Annotated in this window: 16 protein-coding genes, 1 tRNA gene and 2 pseudogenes; 6 read left to right on the top strand and 13 right to left on the bottom strand. The window is 57.7% G+C overall.

Translation table 11 applies throughout. The features are described 5' to 3' along the window. Positions 1-35 precede the first annotated feature (35 nt). Together D3Y59_RS04535 and tyrS are read left to right on the top strand one after the other, a co-directional pair. Entirely contained in the window at positions 36-1586 is a 1551-nt protein-coding gene (locus D3Y59_RS04535; protein WP_119443975.1) for a glycosyltransferase family 39 protein, read from the top strand. Between the two features lie 222 nt (positions 1587-1808). Then, the gene (gene tyrS, locus D3Y59_RS04540; RefSeq protein WP_119443976.1) at positions 1809-3110 is read left to right on the top strand and encodes a tyrosine--tRNA ligase; all 1302 of its coding nucleotides are present in this window, start codon (positions 1809-1811) and stop codon (positions 3108-3110) included. 320 nt (positions 3111-3430) lie between these two features. Here tyrS and D3Y59_RS18775 read toward each other — a convergent pair. Then, positions 3431-3604, bottom strand: a pseudogene (locus D3Y59_RS18775) (histone H1); the annotation flags it as partial. Between the two features lie 247 nt (positions 3605-3851). Next, positions 3852-5090 carry an aminotransferase class I/II-fold pyridoxal phosphate-dependent enzyme gene (locus D3Y59_RS04550; protein WP_119446320.1) on the bottom strand — a complete coding sequence of 413 codons (1239 nt, stop codon included), beginning with the start codon at positions 5088-5090 and terminating at the stop codon, positions 3852-3854. Positions 5091-5510: 420 nt separating this feature from the next. On the opposite strand from D3Y59_RS04550, the gene accC reads away from it, so the two are divergent. The 3 genes from accC (at position 5511) to D3Y59_RS18200 (ending at position 8121) form a co-directional block, all read left to right on the top strand. Next, positions 5511-7025, top strand: coding sequence for an acetyl-CoA carboxylase biotin carboxylase subunit (gene accC, locus D3Y59_RS04555; protein ID WP_119443978.1), 1515 nt, complete (start codon positions 5511-5513; stop codon positions 7023-7025). Positions 7026-7170: 145 nt separating this feature from the next. Continuing rightward, the gene (locus D3Y59_RS18195; RefSeq protein WP_162910541.1) at positions 7171-7452 is read left to right on the top strand and encodes a hypothetical protein; all 282 of its coding nucleotides are present in this window, start codon (positions 7171-7173) and stop codon (positions 7450-7452) included. 309 nt (positions 7453-7761) lie between these two features. Next, positions 7762-8121 (top strand): hypothetical protein, encoded by a 360-nt coding sequence (locus D3Y59_RS18200; RefSeq protein WP_162910542.1) that lies wholly within the window; start codon positions 7762-7764, stop codon positions 8119-8121. A 59-nt stretch (positions 8122-8180) separates the two neighbouring features. On the opposite strand, the gene bshB1 is transcribed toward D3Y59_RS18200, so the two are convergent. The 8 genes from bshB1 to D3Y59_RS04595 all read right to left on the bottom strand — a co-directional run bounded on the left by bshB1 (position 8181) and on the right by D3Y59_RS04595 (position 17622). Continuing rightward, on the bottom strand, positions 8181-8900 hold the full coding sequence (bshB1, locus tag D3Y59_RS04560; RefSeq protein WP_119443979.1) for a bacillithiol biosynthesis deacetylase BshB1: 720 nt from the start codon (positions 8898-8900) through the stop codon (positions 8181-8183). Positions 8901-8983: 83 nt separating this feature from the next. Further along, a complete protein-coding gene (locus D3Y59_RS18780) occupies positions 8984-10096 on the bottom strand; it encodes a M23 family metallopeptidase (protein ID WP_317127419.1) in 1113 nt (370 codons plus the stop codon). Between the two features lie 140 nt (positions 10097-10236). Beyond that, positions 10237-11190, bottom strand: coding sequence for a thioredoxin-disulfide reductase (trxB, locus tag D3Y59_RS04570; protein WP_119443980.1), 954 nt, complete (start codon positions 11188-11190; stop codon positions 10237-10239). Positions 11191-11778: 588 nt separating this feature from the next. Further along, positions 11779-12642, bottom strand: a complete 864-nt coding sequence (locus D3Y59_RS04575; protein WP_059071387.1) for a sigma-70 family RNA polymerase sigma factor — start codon at positions 12640-12642, stop codon at positions 11779-11781. A 139-nt stretch (positions 12643-12781) separates the two neighbouring features. Continuing rightward, positions 12782-15034: a polyribonucleotide nucleotidyltransferase gene (pnp, locus tag D3Y59_RS04580; protein ID WP_119443981.1), complete on the bottom strand. Its 2253-nt coding sequence runs from the start codon at positions 15032-15034 to the stop codon at positions 12782-12784. 175 nt (positions 15035-15209) lie between these two features. Further along, positions 15210-15485 (bottom strand): 30S ribosomal protein S15, encoded by a 276-nt coding sequence (rpsO, locus tag D3Y59_RS04585; protein WP_119443982.1) that lies wholly within the window; start codon positions 15483-15485, stop codon positions 15210-15212. Positions 15486-15610: 125 nt separating this feature from the next. Continuing rightward, positions 15611-17050 (bottom strand): LptF/LptG family permease, encoded by a 1440-nt coding sequence (locus D3Y59_RS04590; RefSeq protein ID WP_119446322.1) that lies wholly within the window; start codon positions 17048-17050, stop codon positions 15611-15613. A 158-nt stretch (positions 17051-17208) separates the two neighbouring features. Further along, positions 17209-17622, bottom strand: a complete 414-nt coding sequence (locus D3Y59_RS04595; RefSeq protein WP_119446323.1) for an START-like domain-containing protein — start codon at positions 17620-17622, stop codon at positions 17209-17211. Positions 17623-17763: 141 nt separating this feature from the next. On the opposite strand from D3Y59_RS04595, the gene D3Y59_RS04600 reads away from it, so the two are divergent. Then, positions 17764-17837, top strand: a tRNA-Met gene (locus D3Y59_RS04600). Positions 17838-18141: 304 nt separating this feature from the next. On the opposite strand, the gene rplT is transcribed toward D3Y59_RS04600, so the two are convergent. From rplT to infC, 3 genes and pseudogenes are all read right to left on the bottom strand, one after another. Then, positions 18142-18489, bottom strand: coding sequence for a 50S ribosomal protein L20 (gene rplT, locus D3Y59_RS04605; RefSeq protein ID WP_059071382.1), 348 nt, complete (start codon positions 18487-18489; stop codon positions 18142-18144). 106 nt (positions 18490-18595) lie between these two features. Then, the gene (rpmI, locus tag D3Y59_RS04610) at positions 18596-18790 is read right to left on the bottom strand and encodes a 50S ribosomal protein L35 (RefSeq protein WP_119443983.1); all 195 of its coding nucleotides are present in this window, start codon (positions 18788-18790) and stop codon (positions 18596-18598) included. A 185-nt stretch (positions 18791-18975) separates the two neighbouring features. Then, positions 18976-19527: pseudogene (gene infC, locus D3Y59_RS04615) on the bottom strand (translation initiation factor IF-3); the annotation flags it as partial. Between the last annotated feature and the right edge of the window lie 161 nt (positions 19528-19688).

The following is a 19688-nucleotide window of genomic DNA, read 5'->3' on the forward strand; positions in this document are numbered from 1 at the left end:
GGCGCGTACCTTTCGCAGCATATTCGCTTTGGCCTATGTCGGTTGTTCTGCCCCCCATTGCGCACCGGCGGGTGCGCGTCGATGCGCTGCTGCTCGGGTTGGCGCTGTGCAAGTTTTTGCTGCAGTTTCTGCTCTCGGGCCGCTACGGCCTGCACCGCGACGAGTACCTGTACCTCGACATGGCCCACCACCTGGCTTGGGGCTACAAGGAGATTCCGCCGCTGCTAGCGCCTTTCTCGTGGCTGGCGCAGGCGGTACTGGGTCACACCATCTGGGCCGCTAAGTTCTTCCCGGCGCTGTTCGGCAGCCTTACGGTGCTGCTTACCGGCCTAATCGTGCGCCAGGCCGGCGGCGGGCGCTGGGCGCAGGTGGCTGCGGCGGTGGCGGTGGCGGTGTCGCCGGTATACCTGGCGATGCACGGCTTGTTTCAGCCCAACTTCCTCGATGTGTTTTTCTGGACGCTCTACGGCTTTTTGGTGGTGCGCTTCGTGCACACGCACGAGCCCCGGCTGCTGCTTGCCCTAGGTGTGTGCATTGGCTTGGGCATGCTGGCCAAGTATACCACGGCGTTTTACGTGGCCTCGCTCCTGCTGGCGCTGCTGCTCACGCCCGCCGAGCGGCCGTGGCTGGCTACGCGGTGGTTTTGGCTGGCGGTAGGCGCGGCGGCGCTCATCTTTCTGCCCAACCTCGTTTGGCAGGCTACGCACAACTGGCCCGTGCTCGGCCACATGAACAAGCTGCAGGAAACGCAGCTCACTAACGTTTCGCCCATCGACTTTCTGGTTGAGCAATTGCCCATGACGCTGGCTGGCGCGGGCCTGTGGCTGGCCGGGCTGTGGTTTTGCTTTACCCGAGCGGGCAAGCCGTACCGCCCGCTGGCTCTGGCCTACTTTTTTGTAATTGCCTTGCTGCTGCTCAGCCGCGGCAAAAACTACTACGCCGCCGCCGTGTACCCGCCCCTAATGGCCCTAGGTGCCGTGTACCTCGAGCGTAAAAGCCGAGCAGCATTGGCTGGCACCCTAGGTATTGGGTTGCTGCTGAGCCTGCCCATCGTACCCGCGTTATTGCCGGTACTTTCAATCGATGGCCTGAGCCGCTACGTGCAGCGCGTCTCGGTACTCGATGCCCTCACGCGGTGGGAAGACGGGCAGCAGCACCACCTACCGCAGGATGTAGCGGATATGCATGGTTGGGACGAGTACGCCCCGTTGGTGCAGCAGGCGCTGGCCCGCCTTACGCCTGCTGAGCGTGCCCACTGCATTGTGTACGGCGACAATTACGGCCAGGCTGGAGCCCTCAACTGGTACGGCCCAGCCCTAGGTCTGCCACGCTGCTACACGCTCAACGGCTCCAACTCCTACTGGATGCCCGCGCCCGAAACCGTCAGTGCTTTCATCTACGCCAACGAGGGCTACGGGCCCGAGGACCTAAAGCAGGTATTTGGCAGCATGGAGGTGGTGGGCCGGGTGCAAAGCCCGTACGCCCGCATCCGAGGCAGCGAGGTGCTGCTGTTTCGGCAGCCCAAAACCGACCTAGGCCCGTTCGTGCAGAAACGCATCACCGAGGCTCAGCAAGGTTTCGAGTAGTGCAGCGCAGGCCTAAGCCCGGGTTATCCCAAACAATTTCGTGGTTCACTCCGACACACATTATAGATCGTTCACGCAGGCACGGGCTGAAGCCCGCGCTACATCGCCCGTTTTGGCGCTTACCTTTGCGCGAAATACAGTTGGCCGTTGTCAGTTGCGAGTTGTCAGTTTACGCTGACTTACGCGAGTACTGACAACCGACAACTTGCAACTGACAACGGAATGAACCTCATCGACGAACTGCGCTGGCGCGGCATGTTTCACGACATGATGCCCGGCACCGACGAGCACTTGCTCAACAACGGTCCCGTAACCGGCTACATCGGCTTCGACCCCACCGCTCCTTCGCTGCACATCGGCAACCTGGCTACCATTATGCTGCTGGTGCACCTGCAGCGCGCTGGCCACCGCCCCGTGGCGTTGGTAGGCGGCGCCACCGGCATGATCGGCGACCCCTCGGGCAAATCCGCGGAGCGCAATCTGCTCGACGAAGAAGCGCTGCGCCGTAACCAGGCGGGCATTCGGGCGCAGTTGGAGAAGTTCATCGCGTTCAACGATTCGCCCACGGGCGCGGTCGTGGTCAACAACTACGATTGGTTTAAGGAGTTCGGCTTTCTGCAGTTTCTGCGCGAGGTAGGCAAGCACCTCACGGTAAACTACATGATGGCCAAGGACTCGGTGAAGCGCCGCATCGGTGGCAACGAGGATACCGGCGCCGAGGGCATCAGCTACACCGAGTTCAGCTACCAACTGCTGCAAGGTTACGACTTCTTCCACCTCTACAAAACCCTAGGTACCACGCTGCAGATGGGCGCATCGGACCAGTGGGGCAACATCACCACCGGCACCGAGCTCATCCGCCGCATGACGGGCGGCGAAGGCAAAGCCTATGCCCTCACCGGCCAGCTCATCACCAAGGCCGATGGCACCAAGTACGGCAAGAGCGAAACCGGCACCGTGTGGCTCGATGGCTCCATGACCTCGCCGTACCAGTTCTACCAGTTCTTCCTCAACGCCGCCGACGCCGATGTGCCGCGCCTCATCCGCGTGTTCACGCTGCTGAGCAAGGAAGAAATCGAAGTCCTCGAAGCCGAACACGCCCAGGCACCCCACCTGCGCACCCTGCAAAAGGCACTGGCCAAAGACGTGACCATTCGGGTGCACGGCGAAGCAGCCTACGAAGCGGCCCTTTCGGCCTCGCAAGTGCTGTTCGGCGGCGGCGAGCTAACGAGTCTCGACGAAGCTACCCTGCTCGACGTGTTTGCCGGCGTGCCCCACGTGGAAGTTCCGCGCGCTACGCTGACGGAGCAAGGCGTTATCGGTTTGCTTAGCGAAGCCACCGGCGGCACCATCTTCCCCTCCAAAGGCGAGGCGCGCAAGATGATCCAAGGCGGCGGCGTGAGCCTGAACCGCGAAAAAGTTACTGCAGAGCAGCAAGCAGCCGAGGTACCCTTGCTGCTCGATAAATACATCGTGGCCCAGAAGGGCAAAAAGAACTACTACCTGCTGAAGGTTACGGATTAAATACACCAGTCATCCTGAGCAAAGCGAAGGACCTTATCACGTCAGATAGAAATTACTATCCCACGTGATAAGGTCCTTCGCTTTGCTCAAGATGATCAATTGAGGATGTGCCAATACCACAAACAAAAAGGCCCCGCCAACCGGCGGGGCCTTTTTGTTTGACCTAGGGTTCGGCAAAGCGAACCTTACCTTTCTAGGTCAGAAATAATCCGTGATTACTTCTTCTTGGCAGGAGCAGCCTTCTTGGCAGCACCACCGGCAGCAGCGCCGGTAGCTTTCTTGGCTGCACCGCCAGCATTGGTAGCGCTTTCGCCACCGCCCGAGTTCTTCATGTTCTGAACTTCCGAACGGATTTCTTGAGCCATGTTCTTCAGCTCCTGCATGCCTTTGCGCACACGCGTGCCAGCAGCGGAGTTGTTCTTGTCGTAGAACTTCTCGAAGTCAGCTTCCAGCGACATAACGAGGTCACGCAGTTTGCCAAAATTATTAGCCATGAGAAAAAAGAGGGGTTAGTGGTGTGAAACAAGGTTTTGACCGGGCCTAATATACGGGCATTTCAAATCAAAGCTAATTTTCGAAAAAATTTTTCGATGCCGATTGCAGCGCGTAGGCCAACATTTGACCACCCAAAAGCTGCATTTTTGTTTTTCGACCCAGCCCCCAACCTCTCCGATAAGTACAAAAACAAAGCCACCCGCTGCGTTAGCAACGGGTGGCTTTGCCTGTGGGCCAAAACGGCGTTTAGGCCGTTGCAGGCTGTTTTGAGTACAGGCCTTTGTCGAGTTTGGCGGCAATAGCTTCGAACGCGGCAATGGTCTGGTTCACGTCGTCGAGCGTGTGCACGGCCGTCGGGATGAGGCGCAGCATGATCACGCCCTTGGGAACCACGGGGTACACCACGATCGAGCAGAAAATGCCGTAATTCTCTCGCAAATCGAACGTTAGCTGCGTTGCGTCCGGAATTTCGCCGTTCAGCAGCACCGGCGTTACGGGCGTGGTGGTGGTACCAATGTTGAAGCCTTTCTCGCGCAGGCCACTTTGCAGCGCCCGTACAATCGTCCAAAGGTTTTCCTTGAGCTCGGGCTTGGTGCGCAGCAGCTCCAAACGCTTCAGCGCGCCCACTACAAGCGGCATCGGCAGCGATTTGGCGAAGATTTGGCTGCGCATGTTGTAGCGCAAATATTCAATTACCGGCTCGGGGCCGCCCACGAAGGCACCGATGCTGGCCATCGACTTCGCGAACGTCGAAAAATAAAGGTCGATGCCGTCCTGCACGCCCTGTTCTTCGCCCGTACCGGCGCCCGTGGCGCCCATCGTGCCGAAGCCGTGGGCGTCGTCAACGAACAAACGGAAGTTAAATTTCTCCTTCAGCGCCACCACGCCGCGCAGGTTGCCTTGGTTGCCCGACATGCCAAACGCGCCTTCGGTAATCACCAGAATGCCGCCGCCGGTTTCCTGTACCAGCTTGGTGGCACGCTCCAGCTGCTTCTCGAGGCCGGCCATGTCGTTGTGCGGAAACACAAAGCGCTTGCCTTGGTGCAGGCGCACACCGTCGATGATGCACGCGTGCGACTCGGCGTCGTACACAATCACATCGTGGCGCGATACCAGCGCGTCGATGATCGACACCACGCCCTGGTAGCCAAAGTTCAGCAGCAGCACGTCTTCCTTCTTGATGAAGTCGGCCAGCTCCGATTCCAGCTGCTCGTGGTAGTTCGAGTTGCCGCTCATGATGCGGGCACCCATGGGCAGCGCCATGCCAAATTCGGCGGCAGCGTCGGCGTCGGCTTTGCGCACCTCGGGGTGGTTGGCCAGGCCTAGGTAGTTATTCAGGCTCCAGGTCAGAACCTCTTTGCCTCGGAAAATCATGCGTGGCTTGATTTCGCCCTCCAGCTTGGGGAAGGTGAAATAACCGTGCGCGTAGTGTGAGTGGCTGCCGAGCGGGCCGCGGTTGGCGGCAATTCTCTCAAAAATGTCCACGCGGGGATGCTTTGGGGTGAGGGTACCGAAAAAAGACTGGTCCATTCCAAGGAGGAATACAGCCAGTGCGGCGCAAGTTACGAAACCGCGTTCAGCCTACGCTAGTTAGCCGCACGGTTATTCGGCATGGCGAGTAATAAGGATTGAGGTAACAGGTGACACGTAACACGTGACAGGGGGCAGGCGCCCTAGGTCGTTTGTCCTGTCGAGCGGCAGCGGGACATCTGGTGCGGTTCGTTGAACGACGCTAATAGATGTCTCGCTGCCGCTCGACAGGACAAACGGGATTTGCCCGCACCACTTACCCGCCACCTATTACTCATTACCTGTCACCTGTTACCTCATCACCTATCACGTGTCACCTCAATCCTTATTACTTTCGGCCCTCCAACCTTGCTCCCTCCCCTTGCCCCCTCTGGCATGAAGAAAATTACCAAGCTGCTCGTCGCCAACCGTGGCGAAATTGCCCTGCGCGTGCTGCGCTCGGCCCGCGAAATGGGCCTGAAAACCGTGGCCATTTACTCCGAAGCCGACCGCAACGCCCTGCACGTGCGCTACGCCGACGAAGCCGTGTGCGTAGGCCCGCCCGCTTCGAAAGACAGCTACCTACGCGGCGACAAGATTATCGAGGTCTGCAAGCAGCTCGGCGTCGATGCCATTCACCCAGGGTACGGCTTTTTGTCGGAAAACGCCGAGTTCGCGCAGATGGTGAAAGAGGCCGGCATTACGTTCGTGGGCCCCTCGCCCGAGGCCATGAACATCATGGGCGATAAGCTCTCGGCCAAGCAGGCCGTGAAGGCCTACAACATTCCGCTGGTGCCCGGCACCGACGAGGCCATTTCGGACGTGGAAGAAGCCAAACGCATTGCCACCAGCGTGGGCTTCCCCATTCTGATCAAAGCCTCGGCGGGCGGCGGCGGCAAAGGCATGCGCTTGGTGCACGCCGAAAGCGAGTTCGAAGAGCAAATGCAACTGGCCGTTTCGGAAGCTACCTCGGCCTTCGGCGACGGCTCGGTGTTTATCGAGAAGTTCGTAACGGGCCCGCGCCACATCGAAATTCAGGTACTCGGCGACGAGCACGGCAACATCGTGCACTTGTTTGAGCGCGAGTGCTCCATTCAGCGCCGCCACCAAAAGGTAATCGAAGAAGCGCCGTCGTCGGTGCTCACGCCGGAGCTGCGGGCCGAAATGGGCCGCTGCGCCGTGGATGTAGCCCGCGCCTGCAACTACACCGGCGCCGGCACCGTGGAGTTTCTGCTCGACGACAAGCGCAATTTCTACTTCCTCGAGATGAACACGCGCCTGCAGGTGGAGCACCCCGTAACGGAGTGCATCACGGGGCTCGATCTGGTGAAGGAGCAAATCAAGGTGGCCCAGGGCCTGCCCCTCTCCTTCGGCCAGAATGACCTAGGGATTACCGGCCACGCCCTAGAGCTGCGCGTGTACGCCGAAGACCCGCAGAACAACTTCCTGCCCGACATCGGCCGCCTGCAAACCTACGTGCGCCCGCAAGGCCCCGGCGTGCGCGTCGACGATGGCTTTGAGCAGGGCATGGACATCCCGATTTACTACGACCCGATGATTGCCAAGCTCGTAACCTACGGCAAAGACCGCCAAGAGGCCATCGAGCGGATGCTGCGCGCCATTGAGGAGTACCAGATTACCGGCATCGAAACCACCCTAGGTTTCGGCCGCTACGTACTCACGCACCCGGCCTTCGTATCCGGCGACTTCGACACGAACTTCATCAAAGAGCATTTCCAGCCCAGCGTGCTGCAACAGCAGCCCAGCGACGAGTTGGCCAAACTGGCCGCCGTGCTGGCCGCCAAGCTGCTGACGGAGCAAAAAGGCGCCGCTGCGGCAAATGGTTCGGTTGCAACTGGCCCAGCGGTTGCGGTTTCAAATTGGAAGAAAAACCGGCTGGCGGGCCGTTAGCGCTTGCTGACACTCGGTAACAAAAACGCCCGGCTAGTATTAGCTGGGCGTTTTTGTTATTTTCTCTATTTATGGCTGGCTCACTGTTAGGGGAAGCCTACACTACAACGACTTAGATGGACGCTGTCCAACTTGTTTAGTAGGAGTGCTTTTTGAATATGGAAATCAACTTTATGATAACTATCAGAAGAACCCTAATGGTAGTTGTATGGACAATGGGGTGAAGAACATTAATGTTATAGGACTTGTTGTCTCTGCAATCCCTGGAGGAGGACTTCTGCGAACTGTGGCTTTGGAAGACGTTAAAAACTCTGTTTCATACACGGTCAAAGAAGGCTTCCAAGTTGATAAGGACGTAACAGACGTAGCTCTGGCTACTGTCAAGGGTGCTGTTATTGGAAAGATTAGTGATAAAGTGATAAGCTAGCTACAGTTGGCACTGGTGCAGCAACAAAGCTGGCTAATAAAGAAGCACAAAGCGCCGCTAGAGCAGCGAACAGAAATATTGCGAAAGCAGGGAACAGTCGTTCGGCAACACACACACGTAATGCAGCTTCTGCTCAAGGTCGAGCTAACGTAGCACGGCAAAAGCAAGTTATTCATAACGCAGCAAATAAGGTTGCAGGTAAAATTATTGATGCAACACCTGAGGCTGTCAGAGCCAAGACCTCAGAAACTACCCTGACGAGAGCAGTAACCCCACCTGCAAAGCCTACAAAACTAGTGCATTAGAAAAATGGATATAAAAAAGAAAAACAACAAATACTACAATTATGGCCTTATTGTAGTATCTATAATAGTTATTGCTTTGTGCGTTAATTCCTATATCTATCAAAAAGAAAAGATCAAAAATAGTAACGTAGTTGCTGCTAAAATAATCTGGTCGGGCAAACCCTCAGGTATTCGTGTTGGCCCTGATCAAATAGGCTGTTCTTACCGCATCAAAGGCACACTTTATGAACATAGTTTTGAAAAAAGATCAATTAAAGTATCATCAAATTCCTGTGTTGAATTGAAATATAGCGTTGATGATCCAAGTGTAGCTGAGTTAAATTATGATAAAGGTTCTTTTACATGCCCATTACCAGATGATTGAGGTGCGTTTAAGAGTATTGTAGGCTTCCCCTAATAGTGGGTCAGCCATAAATAGAGCCGTTACAGCAACCCCGACAAATCCCGTACACCTAGTGCCCGCTCGGCCGTGAAACCTTCGCCAAACTCCACCCCAATGATGTGGCCCATTTCGCGGGCGCGGGCTTCGAGGAAGTGCCAGAACTCGGGCGAGGAAATGTAGGTGTGCGGCTGCCCGTCGTTGCCGACGTTGAACTGCGAGGCGAAGGCGGCAATGGCTTCGCGTTTTTTCGCCCAGTGCGGCGTAATGTCAACCACAAAATCGGGCTTGATGTAGCGGTCCTGGATAAAGTGGTACACCTGCTTGGGGCGCCAAGCCTCCTGAGGTTGCCCATCGGCACCTAGGGTTTCAATCATCTTCAGACCAGCCAGGAAACACGCATCCGACTCAAGCTGCGAGCCGCGGCCGTGGTCGGGGTGCCGGTCGTGCACGGCGTTGAGCAGCACGATATCGGGCTGGTAGCGGCGCACGGCGCCGATGATGGGCAACTGATGCTCGCGCTCGTTGCGGAAAAAGCCATCGGGCAGACCTAGGTTCTCGCGGGCGTGCAGGCCCAGCACCTTGGCGGCAGCAGCGGCCTCCTGCGCCCGAATTTCGGGCGTGCCGCGTGAACCTAACTCGCCGCGCGTCAGATCAACAATGCCCACCTTTTTGCCTTGGGCCATGGCGGCCAGCAGCGTGCCCGAGCAGCCTAGCTCGGCGTCGTCGGGGTGCGCCGAGAGCACCAGGATATCTAGTTTCATGTGGTTGTCAGTTACGAGTTGTCCGTTGCCGGTAGCAAGTGTCAGCCAGAGCTGACAACCGGCAACCAACAACGGACAACTATTTACTTAATCCGCAGCGTACGGCCGGGGCGCAAGGTGGTTTTGCCGGTAATGCCGTTCAGCCGCCGGATCTGGGCCTGCGAAACGCCGTACTTGTCGGCAATTTCCGAAAGCGTGTCGCCGGAGCGGATGCGGTGCGATACGGTGCGGCGCGCGGCCGTGGGCTGGTGGCTGGCAGCCCGGGCGCGGGCGGCGGCTTTCATGCGGGCGGCCTGGCCCGCGTAGTTGAACAGCGCCGCCGTGATGCGCAAGTTTTCCTCGCGCAGTTGGTAATCGGGGAAATCGTACACCTGCTCCGGGTCGATGGGGTTGCCCTCGTAACGCACCTCGTAGTGCAGGTGCGAGCCGGTGCTGCGCCCGGTGTTGCCGCCCTTGCCAATGAGCTGGCCGGCCTTCACGAAGGTTCCGGGCTTAACCAGCTGTTTGCTCAGGTGGCCGTACAGCGTTTCGAGGCCGTTGTAGTGGCGCACCACCAAGTAGTAGCCGTAGCCGCCGCCGTCGTAATTGGCCACACGCACTACCCCGTCAAAAGCGGCTTTTACCGAGTCGCCGGTGTCCAGATCCAGGTCGACGCCGTAGTGCCAACGGTAGCCACGCCAACCAAAATCCGAGGTGAGCGGCGTGGTATTGAGCGGCATGCGGGCGTAGCGCTGGCGGGGCTCGTCGGTGAGGCGCAGCGTGAGCGTATCGCGCAGGCGGCTGGGGTCGCGGCGGTACGGGTTGATGGAGCGCGTATCCCAGATGGAATAATAGCCCGCCACCTTAATCCACGAGGAGTCAATCAGCACCTCTTCCGAAACCTCCACAATGCTTTGCTCCCCTAGGTTCAGGGTGCTGGTGTCTTCGCTGACAATGCTGAGCGGCTTGGCCGGCCGGAAGATAGACTTTGCCGCTTCGGAGTTTTCGTCGGGGAGTTCTTCCGTTTCTATCAGCACCGTGGTATCGGGCCGTACGTAGCGAATTTTGGGCGCCTTCACCCGAAAGAAATCCTTGGGGGTGCCGGCTTTGGCCTTGGGCTTTGCGGAGCGACGGCGCTGGGCCGTGCCCGTGTCGGGTGCGAGGCACAGCAGCAAGGCCAGCAGTGCAAGCAACCAGAGTTTGAACGTGTTTGACAAGTGCAATGTAAACTGGGTGGAGCCCCAGGGGCCACGCTCGGTAGCGCAGCCCTAAGGGTTTGCAAAGGTACACAAGCCTCAACAAAAGGGCCGCCCTGCCTACAGGCAAGGCGGCCCGAACAAACGGCCGAAGTACAATTTTAGTGTACGCCCAGGGCGGCCAGGTACCGCTCGGCATCGAGGGCAGCCATGCAGCCGGTACCGGCTGCCGTCACGGCCTGCCGGTACACAAAGTCCTGCACGTCGCCGCAGGCAAATACGCCGTCGACGTTGGTTTTGCTGGTGCCCGGAATGGTTTTCAGGTAGCCCTGCTCGTCGTGGTGCAGGTACTCGCGGAAGATAGACGAGTTGGGCTCATGGCCAATGGCCACAAAGAACCCTTCAATCGGCAGCTCGCGGGTTTCGTGGGTCAGCACGTTTTTGACGCGCACCGCTTCCACGGCATGTTGGCCCAAAATCTCGTCGGTAGCGGTGTTGAAGAGCACCTCGATTTTGGGATTATCCAACACACGCTTCTGCATAATCTTGGAAGCGCGCATCTCCCCTTTCCGCACCAGCATGTACACTTTGTTGCACAGGTTGGCCAGGTAAGTAGCTTCCTCGGCGGCCGTGTCGCCAGCACCTACAATGGCCACGTCCTTGCCGCGGTAGAAGAACCCGTCGCAGACGGCGCAGGCCGACACGCCCGAACCGTTTAGGCGCGCCTCCGACTCCAACCCCAGCCATTTGGCCGAAGCGCCGGTAGCAATAATCACGGCATCGGCCGTAATGGTGTGCTTTTCGTCGATGGTAACGCGGTGCGGGTGGCCCGAGAAATCAACGGCCGTGGCAATGCCGTACCGAATATCGGTACCGAAACGCTCGGCCTGCTTCTTGAGGTCTTCCATCATCTGCGGGCCCATTACCCCGTCGGGGTAGCCGGGGAAGTTCTCCACGTCGTTGGTAATGGTGAGCTGCCCGCCGGGCTGCAGGCCTTGGTACATTAAGGGGCTCAGGTTGGCGCGGGCCGCGTAAATAGCAGCCGTGTAGCCTGCCGGGCCCGAGCCTATAATCAACAGCTTAGCGTGTTCGGTTTGGGTATTATCCTCGCTCATTTCGAGTGGTTCCAATTATATCAGGAGGCAAAAGTAGTGTTATATGCCGACAGAAGCTCGTCGGGTTCACCGGACCCACGCGTAAGCGTCGGCTGCTAACTGGCGCCTGCCCTGGTGCGCTTAAGCGCGTGGGCAAGCGGCCGTGCCGAACGAACAAGCTGAAGGCGATGCTGCGCTTTCCTGCTGCATGCGTATTCAACAGTTAAGCACACATCTTTGTCACCGTAAGCCTGGCTTTATATTGTTGGCCATTACACGTACACTTGCTGCCAAGCATGCACCGGCTGTCAAGACCTAGGGCGCCCCACAAAGGCCGGAACACCAACCTCTAGCGGTCGGCGGCCCGCTTTGCCTAGTACTCGCGTAGGCAATGTCCTCGCCCAAGCTGGAGGCAGCCGAGCGCCAACGTAGCCAATAAAGCCATTGACTGAAGCAAGCTCCTCGGCAGTGTTACGCTGGAGGCCAGCTGTTCCGCTCCGTACTGGCTTAGCTCACCTAGGGTGCTAAAATGACTGTCGGGCACAGAATAAGAAACAAAAACCCCGACCACAGGGCCGGGGTTTTCAGAATTAATGTGGCACCTAGGGCTTAGCCCAGGTAAGGCTTCAACGCTTTCGAACGCGAGGTGTGGCGCAGGCGGCGAATGGCCTTTTCCTTGATCTGGCGTACCCGCTCGCGGGTCAGGTTAAACTTCTCGCCGATTTCTTCCAAAGTCAGCGAGTGTTCACCGTTCAGGCCAAAGTACAGCGTAATTACGTCGGCTTCGCGCTTGGTGAGCGTGCTCAGGGCGCGTTGCACTTCCTTGCGCAACGAGTCGGTCATCAGACCGCTGTCGGGCGTTTCTTCGTCTTCGTTTTCGAGTACGTCGAGCAAGCGATTTTCCTCACCTTGCACAAACGGCGCATCCACCGACACGTGACGACCCGAAATTTTGAGCGTGTCTACCACTTCCGAGGTAGTCAGCTCTAATACTTCGGCAATTTCTTCGGGCGACGGCTCACGCTCGAACTTCTGCTCAAGCTCCGAGAACGACTTGCTGATTTTGTTCAGCGAACCTACCCGGTTCAAGGGCAAACGAACAATACGCGACTGTTCGGCCAAAGCCTGCAGGATGGACTGACGGATCCACCAAACAGCGTACGAAATGAATTTGAAACCGCGGGTTTCGTCGAAGCGCTTCGCAGCTTTGATAAGGCCCAGGTTGCCTTCGTTGATCAGGTCGCCCAACGATAGGCCTTGGTTCTGGTATTGCTTGGCCACCGACACCACGAAGCGGAGGTTGGCCTTGGTGAGCTTTTCCAGCGCCTGCTGGTCGCCTTCCTTAATGCGCTGTGCCAGCGTTACCTCCTCGTCGGGAGTGAGCAGATCTACCTTACCAATCTCCTGGAGGTACTTATCCAGCGATTGGCTTTCGCGGTTGGTAATCTGCTTGCTGATTTTTAACTGTCTCATTGGGGACGGGCGCGGAAGTAAGTAAAAAGGTGCAGGTTGGTTATTCCAGGGTTAACCGACGGAACCGCGGTCAGATGGGGCTAACGCGCCCATCCGACCGAAAGTTCGTCTGCGTGGGATACTGACGCAGTTTGTGGTATTAACGGTTGCCCTGAGGACGATCCGACCGCTCACCACGCTCCGGACGCGGCCCCCGGTCGGGGCGCGGTCCACGATCGGGGCGCTCCGAGCGCTCCGGCCGTTCGCTGGGCTCTACATAGCCTTCCGGCTTGGGCAGTAGGCTCTTCATCGACAGGCGGAATTTGCCCGTCTTCTTGTCGACCTCCACCAACTGCACTTTTACTTCCTGGCCTACCTGCAGCACGCCGTCGAGCGAGGGCAGGCGGTCGTAGCTTACTTCCGAAATGTGGAGCAGGCCGTCTTTGCCGGGCATAAACTCCACAAACGCGCCGTACGCTTGGATCGAACGCACCGTGCCGTCGTAGGTTTCGCCAACCTCGGGCGTGGCGGCAATGCCGCGGATGCGGCTTACCGCAGCGGCCATGTCGTTGGCGTTCGAGGTGTAGATGTACACGTGGCCTTTCTCGTCCTTCTCCTCAATGGTGATGGTCGCGTTGGTATCCTTCTGGATCTGCTGCACCACTTTGCCACCCGGGCCGATGATGGCACCGATGTACTCCTTGTCAACCAAAATCTTGGTCGAACGCGGGGTATGCGGCTTCATGTCTTCGGCCGGCGCGCTGATGGTCTTGGCCATTTCACCTAGGATGTGCAGGCGGCCTTCGCGGGCTTGGTGCAGCGCCTTGGTGAGAATTTCGTTCGACAAGCCCTGGATTTTGATGTCCATCTGGCAAGCCACGATGCCCTTTTCGGTACCGGTAACTTTGAAGTCCATGTCGCCTAGGTGGTCTTCGTCGCCCAGGATGTCGGACAGCACCGCGTACTCGCCGGTTTCCTTGTCCTGAACCAAGCCCATAGCAATGCCCGAAACGGCGGCCTTCAGCTTAATGCCAGCGTCCATCAAGGCCATCGACGAGGCACAAACCGTAGCCATCGACGACGAGCCGTTCGACTCCAGAATGTCCGACACCACGCGGATGGTGTAGGGGTTTTCTTCTTCCGAAGGCAACACTTTCTTGATCGAGCGCATGGCCAGGTTGCCGTGGCCTACCTCGCGGCGGCCGGGGCCGCGGTTCGGCTTCACTTCGCCGGTCGAGAAGGCCGGGAAGTTGTAGTGCAGCATAAACTTGTTGTAACCCGACACCATGGCCGAGTCCACAATCTGCTCGTCGAGCTTGGTACCTAGGGCTACCGAAGTAAGCGACTGGGTTTCGCCGCGCGTAAACAGGGCCGAACCGTGCGCACCGGGCAAGTAGTTTACCTCGCTCCAGATCGGGCGAATTTCCGTCAGCTGACGACCGTCGAGGCGCGTACGCTCCTTGATCATCATGTCGCGGATGGCCTTCTTCTCGGCCGAGCCGTAGTAGCGGCCGAACATTTTCATGTCCAGCTCGGGGTTTTCGGCTTGCAGCTCTTCCACCAAAGCCTTGCGGATGGCCCCAAAACCTTCCTTGCGGCCGGCTTTGCTGGTGTTGCCCGACTTGGCAACTTCGTAGGCTTTCTGGTAAACAGCCTCCGTAATGCGCTGCTTCAGCTCGTCGTTTTCGTCGTACTTGGGGTACTCGCGCTTCACGTGGGATTTCTCCACGGCGGCGCTCAGCTCCTGCTGCACCCGAACTTGCTCTTTAATGGCCTCGTGGGCGAAGGCAATGGCCTCAACCATTTCTTCCTCGCTCACTTCGTCCATTTCGCCTTCTACCATGGCCACCGAGTCGATGGTAGCACCCACGATCAGGTCGATGTCGGCACGCTCGATGTCCGAAGTCTTGGGGTTGATTTGCAGTTGGCCGTCGATGCGAGCTACGCGAACCTCCGAGATGGGGCCGGCGAAGGGAATGTCCGATACCGATAGCGCAGCCGAGGCAGCCAAAGCGGCCAACGCATCGGGCTGTACGTCCTTATCGGCCGAAATCAACGAAATCATCACCTGCACCTCGTAGTGATAGTCCTTGGGGAACATCGGGCGCAGAATTCGGTCGACGAGGCGCGATACCAGCACTTCGTAATCCGACAGGCGGCCTTCGCGGCGCTGGAACGAACCAGGGATTTTGCCGGCACCGCCGAATTTCTCCTGGTAGTCCACCGACAGCGGCAGGAAGTCAACGCCTTCGCGCTGCGAGGGCTGCGAGACCACCGTGGCGAGCAGCATGGCGTCGCCGAGGCGAACCACGACAGCACCGTCGGCGAATTTGGCCAGCTTGCCGGTTTCGATAGAAATCTGCCGGCCATCCGGCAGCGTGATGTGTTTGGTAACCGCGTTGTAAGGAGGCATTCCTTCAGGGTAGCTTTTGATGATTGACAGCTTGGGGCAGCGAAACCAGACCTGCGCGCAGGTCTGGAAATTCCGGCTCTGTTGTAAAAGAACGCGCCCGGCCAACAAGGTGTGCCGGGCAGCGCAAAAAAAGTAGGGAACCCGGCCGGCGGGCTCCCTACTTTCCTGGAGTGGGTTACTTACGGATGCCCAACTCCTTGATGATGGCGCGGTAGCGGTTGATTTCGCGGTTCTGGAGGTAGTTCAGAAGGCGACGGCGCTTACCTACCAGCTTGAGCAGGCCCAGACGGGTCGAGAAGTCTTTCTTGTTGACTTTGAGGTGCTCCGTCAGGTGGTTGATGCGGGTGGTGAACAGCGCAATTTGCGATTCGGCCGAACCGGTGTCGTTTTTCGACTTGGCAACGCCGTGCTGTTCGAAGATAGCCTGCTTGGCTTCGGTAGTGAGTTTCATCTGCAGATAGGGAGAAAGCCCCGTCTTGGATTAAGATGTGTGGAAATAAGAAAAACGCGGGCTACACAGCCTAGCGTGGCCGCAAAGGTAAACAAAAAACCGAAGCAGCCCAACCCCGCGGCCGATCAGCCGGCCACCGGCTCGGTGCGCTTGCCAAACCAACGGGGCAGGCGGCGCGACAAGCGGTACCAAAAATCCACTTCGAACAAGCTAGAGTCGCGACGGGCTTGGTACAAAAAGAACAAGCCGGCCGGCAGCAATACGCAATTGGCCATCCACATGCCCAGGCCCACGGGCATCACCGATTCGCGCCCGTATTTCTCGCCGATAATGGACACGACGTAAAACACGATAAAGAACAGAATCGAGACGAGGACCGGCACCCCCAGTCCGCCTTTTTTGATGATGGCACCTAGGGGCGCTCCAATCAGGAACATCACCAGAATAGCCACCGACTGGGTGTACTTGCGAAACACCTCAATGCGGTAGTTGGCGGCCTCGCGGGCGGTGCTGCCTAAGCGCTCGGCGTAACTGCCCACAAACGAACGCGTGTTGCGGGCGCGGTTGGCGGCGTTTTGCACCATGTGCGCCGTAAGCGCAGGCAGTGGTTTGGTGGGGAGCTGCAGTTTTTTCAACCGCTTATCCAGGGCTTGGCCGGTGGTGTCGAAGCGTTCGTACAGAAAATACGGATTGACTTGCCCCGCCACTTGCTTACGCTCGCGGTGCAGCTGCCGGTGCAGCGAATCGACGAAGCCCTGCAGTTGCGGAATCGTCAGCATGATCTTGTTTTCCTTGAACAGGTCTTCCTTGGTGCGGTCGAGGCTGAACGAGGCCAGCGAGAAAATGATGTCGGTGCGGTCGAAGCGCTGCTGCACGAAACCGGCCCCGGTACGGTCGCGGGCCGTGGGTTGCTCCACGTACTTGCGCCCGTGGAAAAGCTCCAGCCCTAGGTACTGCCCGTTGTAGCGGGTGGCCATGCGCCCCGAGTCGGCCAGCATCATGGCCACATTGCCGGTGTTGCCGCTGTGGTCGTAAATCATCACGCCGTAGAGCTTCTCCCCATTTTCGCCGCCTTTGCGGTTTACCTTGATGGTGAAGCCCGGAATACCGCTGTAAAAAACGCCCTCCCGAATATCCAAAGCGAGCTTTTGTTGCCGCACGTCCCACAGCAGGCTATAGGCTTTCAGGTTCGCTTTGGGCACAATGGTGTTGTTAAACCAAAACGCAAAACCCGCCAGCAGCGCGCTAAAAAGCATCACGGGCCGCAGGATACGCACCAACGACACGCCCGAGGTTTTGATGGCCGTTAGTTCGTGGTGCTCCCCTAGGTTGCCGTAGGTCATCAGCGACGAGAGCAACACCGCCAATGGCAGCGAAATGGGCACAATCAGCACGCTGAAGTACATCAGCAGCTGCAGGATAACGCCCGTGCCCAAATCCTTCCCGACGAGGTCGTCGAGATATTTCATCATGGTTTGGGTGAGGAACACAAACTCCACTACCGCAAACGTGAGCAAGAAAGGCCCAATAAAGGCCCGCAAAATCAGCTTATCAAGTTTCTTCATGCGCCAGAGTAGGCCGTTTAGGCACCCAACGCCCAAACGGCGGCAAAGGTATGCCGTGCCAGCTCCGCAACCTTCGGGCCAGCAAAAAAGGAGCAAGTGCCGCCCGATTGGGGGCGGCTCCTCTCCGAGTTTGCCAACAATCGTAATGTAGTTTTAGCTCATCCGCCTACCAATTCGCGCAGGTTCTGCACGAGGTTGTCCCACATTTCCTGCAGTTCGATGTCGTCGGTTTCTTCCGAGTAGTCCACAATGCGCAGGTAGATTTCCTGGGTTAGCTCCGACGACTCGATCATAAAGTCGAGGTAGTTCGCGTCGGGCATGTGGCCGCGGTCGGGCGTCAGGAATACGTAGCGTACCGAGCGGTTGGTGCGCTGCGAGGTTAGCTCGGCCAAGTGGTGCTGGTTGTCCCACACGAAGTCGAACGTGTGTTGGTTAAGCATAATCACGTCCTGGCAAAACCACTGCCGCAGGCCCGAGGCCGAGGCCAGATACGGGTAAAGGATTTTGGGCGACGCGTTGATGGGGTACTCCTGTACGAAGCGGTGTTTAGAGCGAATGGCGGAGAGAGGCATAGATAATTGCAGAAACCAACAAAAATTATCGCCGCTGGCTTTCAGCCACATTGACGGCTGGCGGCAAGATACACGTAGTTTTTTTCCGTCAAAGGTTGCACTGCGTTAAATCTTCGGTTTACCTTTGCGCCACTAAACCACGGCGGGGTAGCTCAGTTGGTTAGAGCACAGGATTCATAACCCTGAGGCCACGAGTTCAAATCTCGTCCCCGCTACAATGCAAAACCGCCCTTCGGCAACGAAGGGCGGTTTTTTGTTTTCGGCTATGTCGTGCTTATATACTGCCCGAACGAGCGGTACCCACTACCATCTAGGCGTGTGCCCTACCCCAGGCAAGCTAGGCCCGTGACTTAGGACCTGTGGAGCGAGGCCTAAGAGGCACGGCTTCGCTGAGACGAAACCCCACAGCCGTTACTAGCAAAGCCACCTCTCCACCCTACCACCGCGACCAAAAAGCCCCAAACGAACAACGCCCAGCTGCAGGAGCTGGGCGTTGTTGCTAGGCAGAAAAAGCAAAGCTTACGCTTTTACTTTCTCGATGATGGATTTGAAAGCCTCGGGGTGGTTCAGGGCGAGGTCGGCCAGAACTTTGCGGTTCAGGTCGATGCCGGCCTTCTTAAGGCCGCCCATGAACTGTGAGTACGACAAACCGTACTGACGGGCGCCGGCGTTGATACGCTGGATCCAGAGGGCACGGAATTCGCGCTTCTTAACCTTACGGTCGCGGTACGCATACAGCAGACCTTTTTCAACGGCGTTTTTAGCTACCGTCCATACATTCTTGCGACGGCCGAAGTAACCTTTGGCCAGGCGCATTACCTTTTTGCGACGGTGGCGCGAGGCCACGTTATTGACGCTTCTTGGCATAACCTACTTGTTTTTGGCGGCCGGTGCCTGCTTACTAGTTAAGCGGCTTGGCTAATGACCGGACGCCGGGTTAAAAAATGATTTCAGCGGGAGACGAATCCGCCGCTTAGAGAACCAGCATGTCCTTTACGCGCGACATATCAGCCGAGCTTACCAGGGTCACGTGGGTCAGGTTGCGCTTGCGCTTGGTGCTCTTCTTGGTCAGAATGTGCGACTTGTACGCGTGCTTACGCTTTACTTTGCCCGTGCCGGTCAGCGAGAAACGCTTCTTGGCGCCGGACTTAGTTTTCATCTTCGGCATTGTGAAACAGTTAAGAAGTAAAACAACAACGGCGGCCGGCTGCCTAGGGCCGGCTCGCCTGAAAGTCAATAGCGGCTCACGCCGCGGGGTAGCTCAGGTTATTCAGCAGCCTCGTTGGTAGCCGGTGCTTTTGCTTCCTTGCCTCCCTCTTTGGGAGCTGCAGGCTTAGCAGCAGTGGCAACAGGTTTAACAGCGGCCACTTTGGGGGCTAGGTACAGAAACATGCGTTTGCCCTCCAGCTTGGGTAGTTGCTCTACTTTGGCTAGGTCCTCAAGGGCCTGCGCAAACTTAAGCAGCAAAATTTCGCCGCGTTCTTTGAAGACGATAGAGCGGCCCACAAAGTGTACGTACGCTTTGATTTTGGCACCCTCGCGCAAAAACTCTTGCGCGTGCTTCAGCTTAAAGGCAAAGTCGTGGTCGTCGGTGTTGGGTCCGAAACGAATCTCCTTCACCACCACCTTCGTCTGCTTGGCCTTCATCTCGCGGGTGCGCTTCTTCTGCTCGTACTTAAATTTCGAGTAGTCGATAACGCGGCATACAGGCGGAACAGCCGTAGGAGAAATCTCCACGAGGTCCAGACCTTGTTGCTCGGCGATTCGGCGGGCTTGGTCGGTGGAATAAATGCCCTGCTCCACGTTTTCGCCTACCAGGCGTACTTCGCGGGCCGTAATCTTGTTATTGATTTTGAACGGCTCCTCCACTTGGCGCGGAGGGAGGCGGCGGTTGGGGGTTCTGATACGATTATCTGTTTAGGTGAAACGAGATCGGCCAAACAACTGGATAGTGCCTGCGTGGCAGCTGAGCCAACTATTTGAGCGGGCGAATATCCGGCAATTTTCCGGAACGACAAAATTCAGCCCGTCGGAAACGCTGTTTCCGACGGGCTGCGCAGGTTTGG

The organism is Hymenobacter oligotrophus (genome assembly GCF_003574965.1).
Taxonomy (GTDB): domain Bacteria; phylum Bacteroidota; class Bacteroidia; order Cytophagales; family Hymenobacteraceae; genus Solirubrum; species Solirubrum oligotrophum.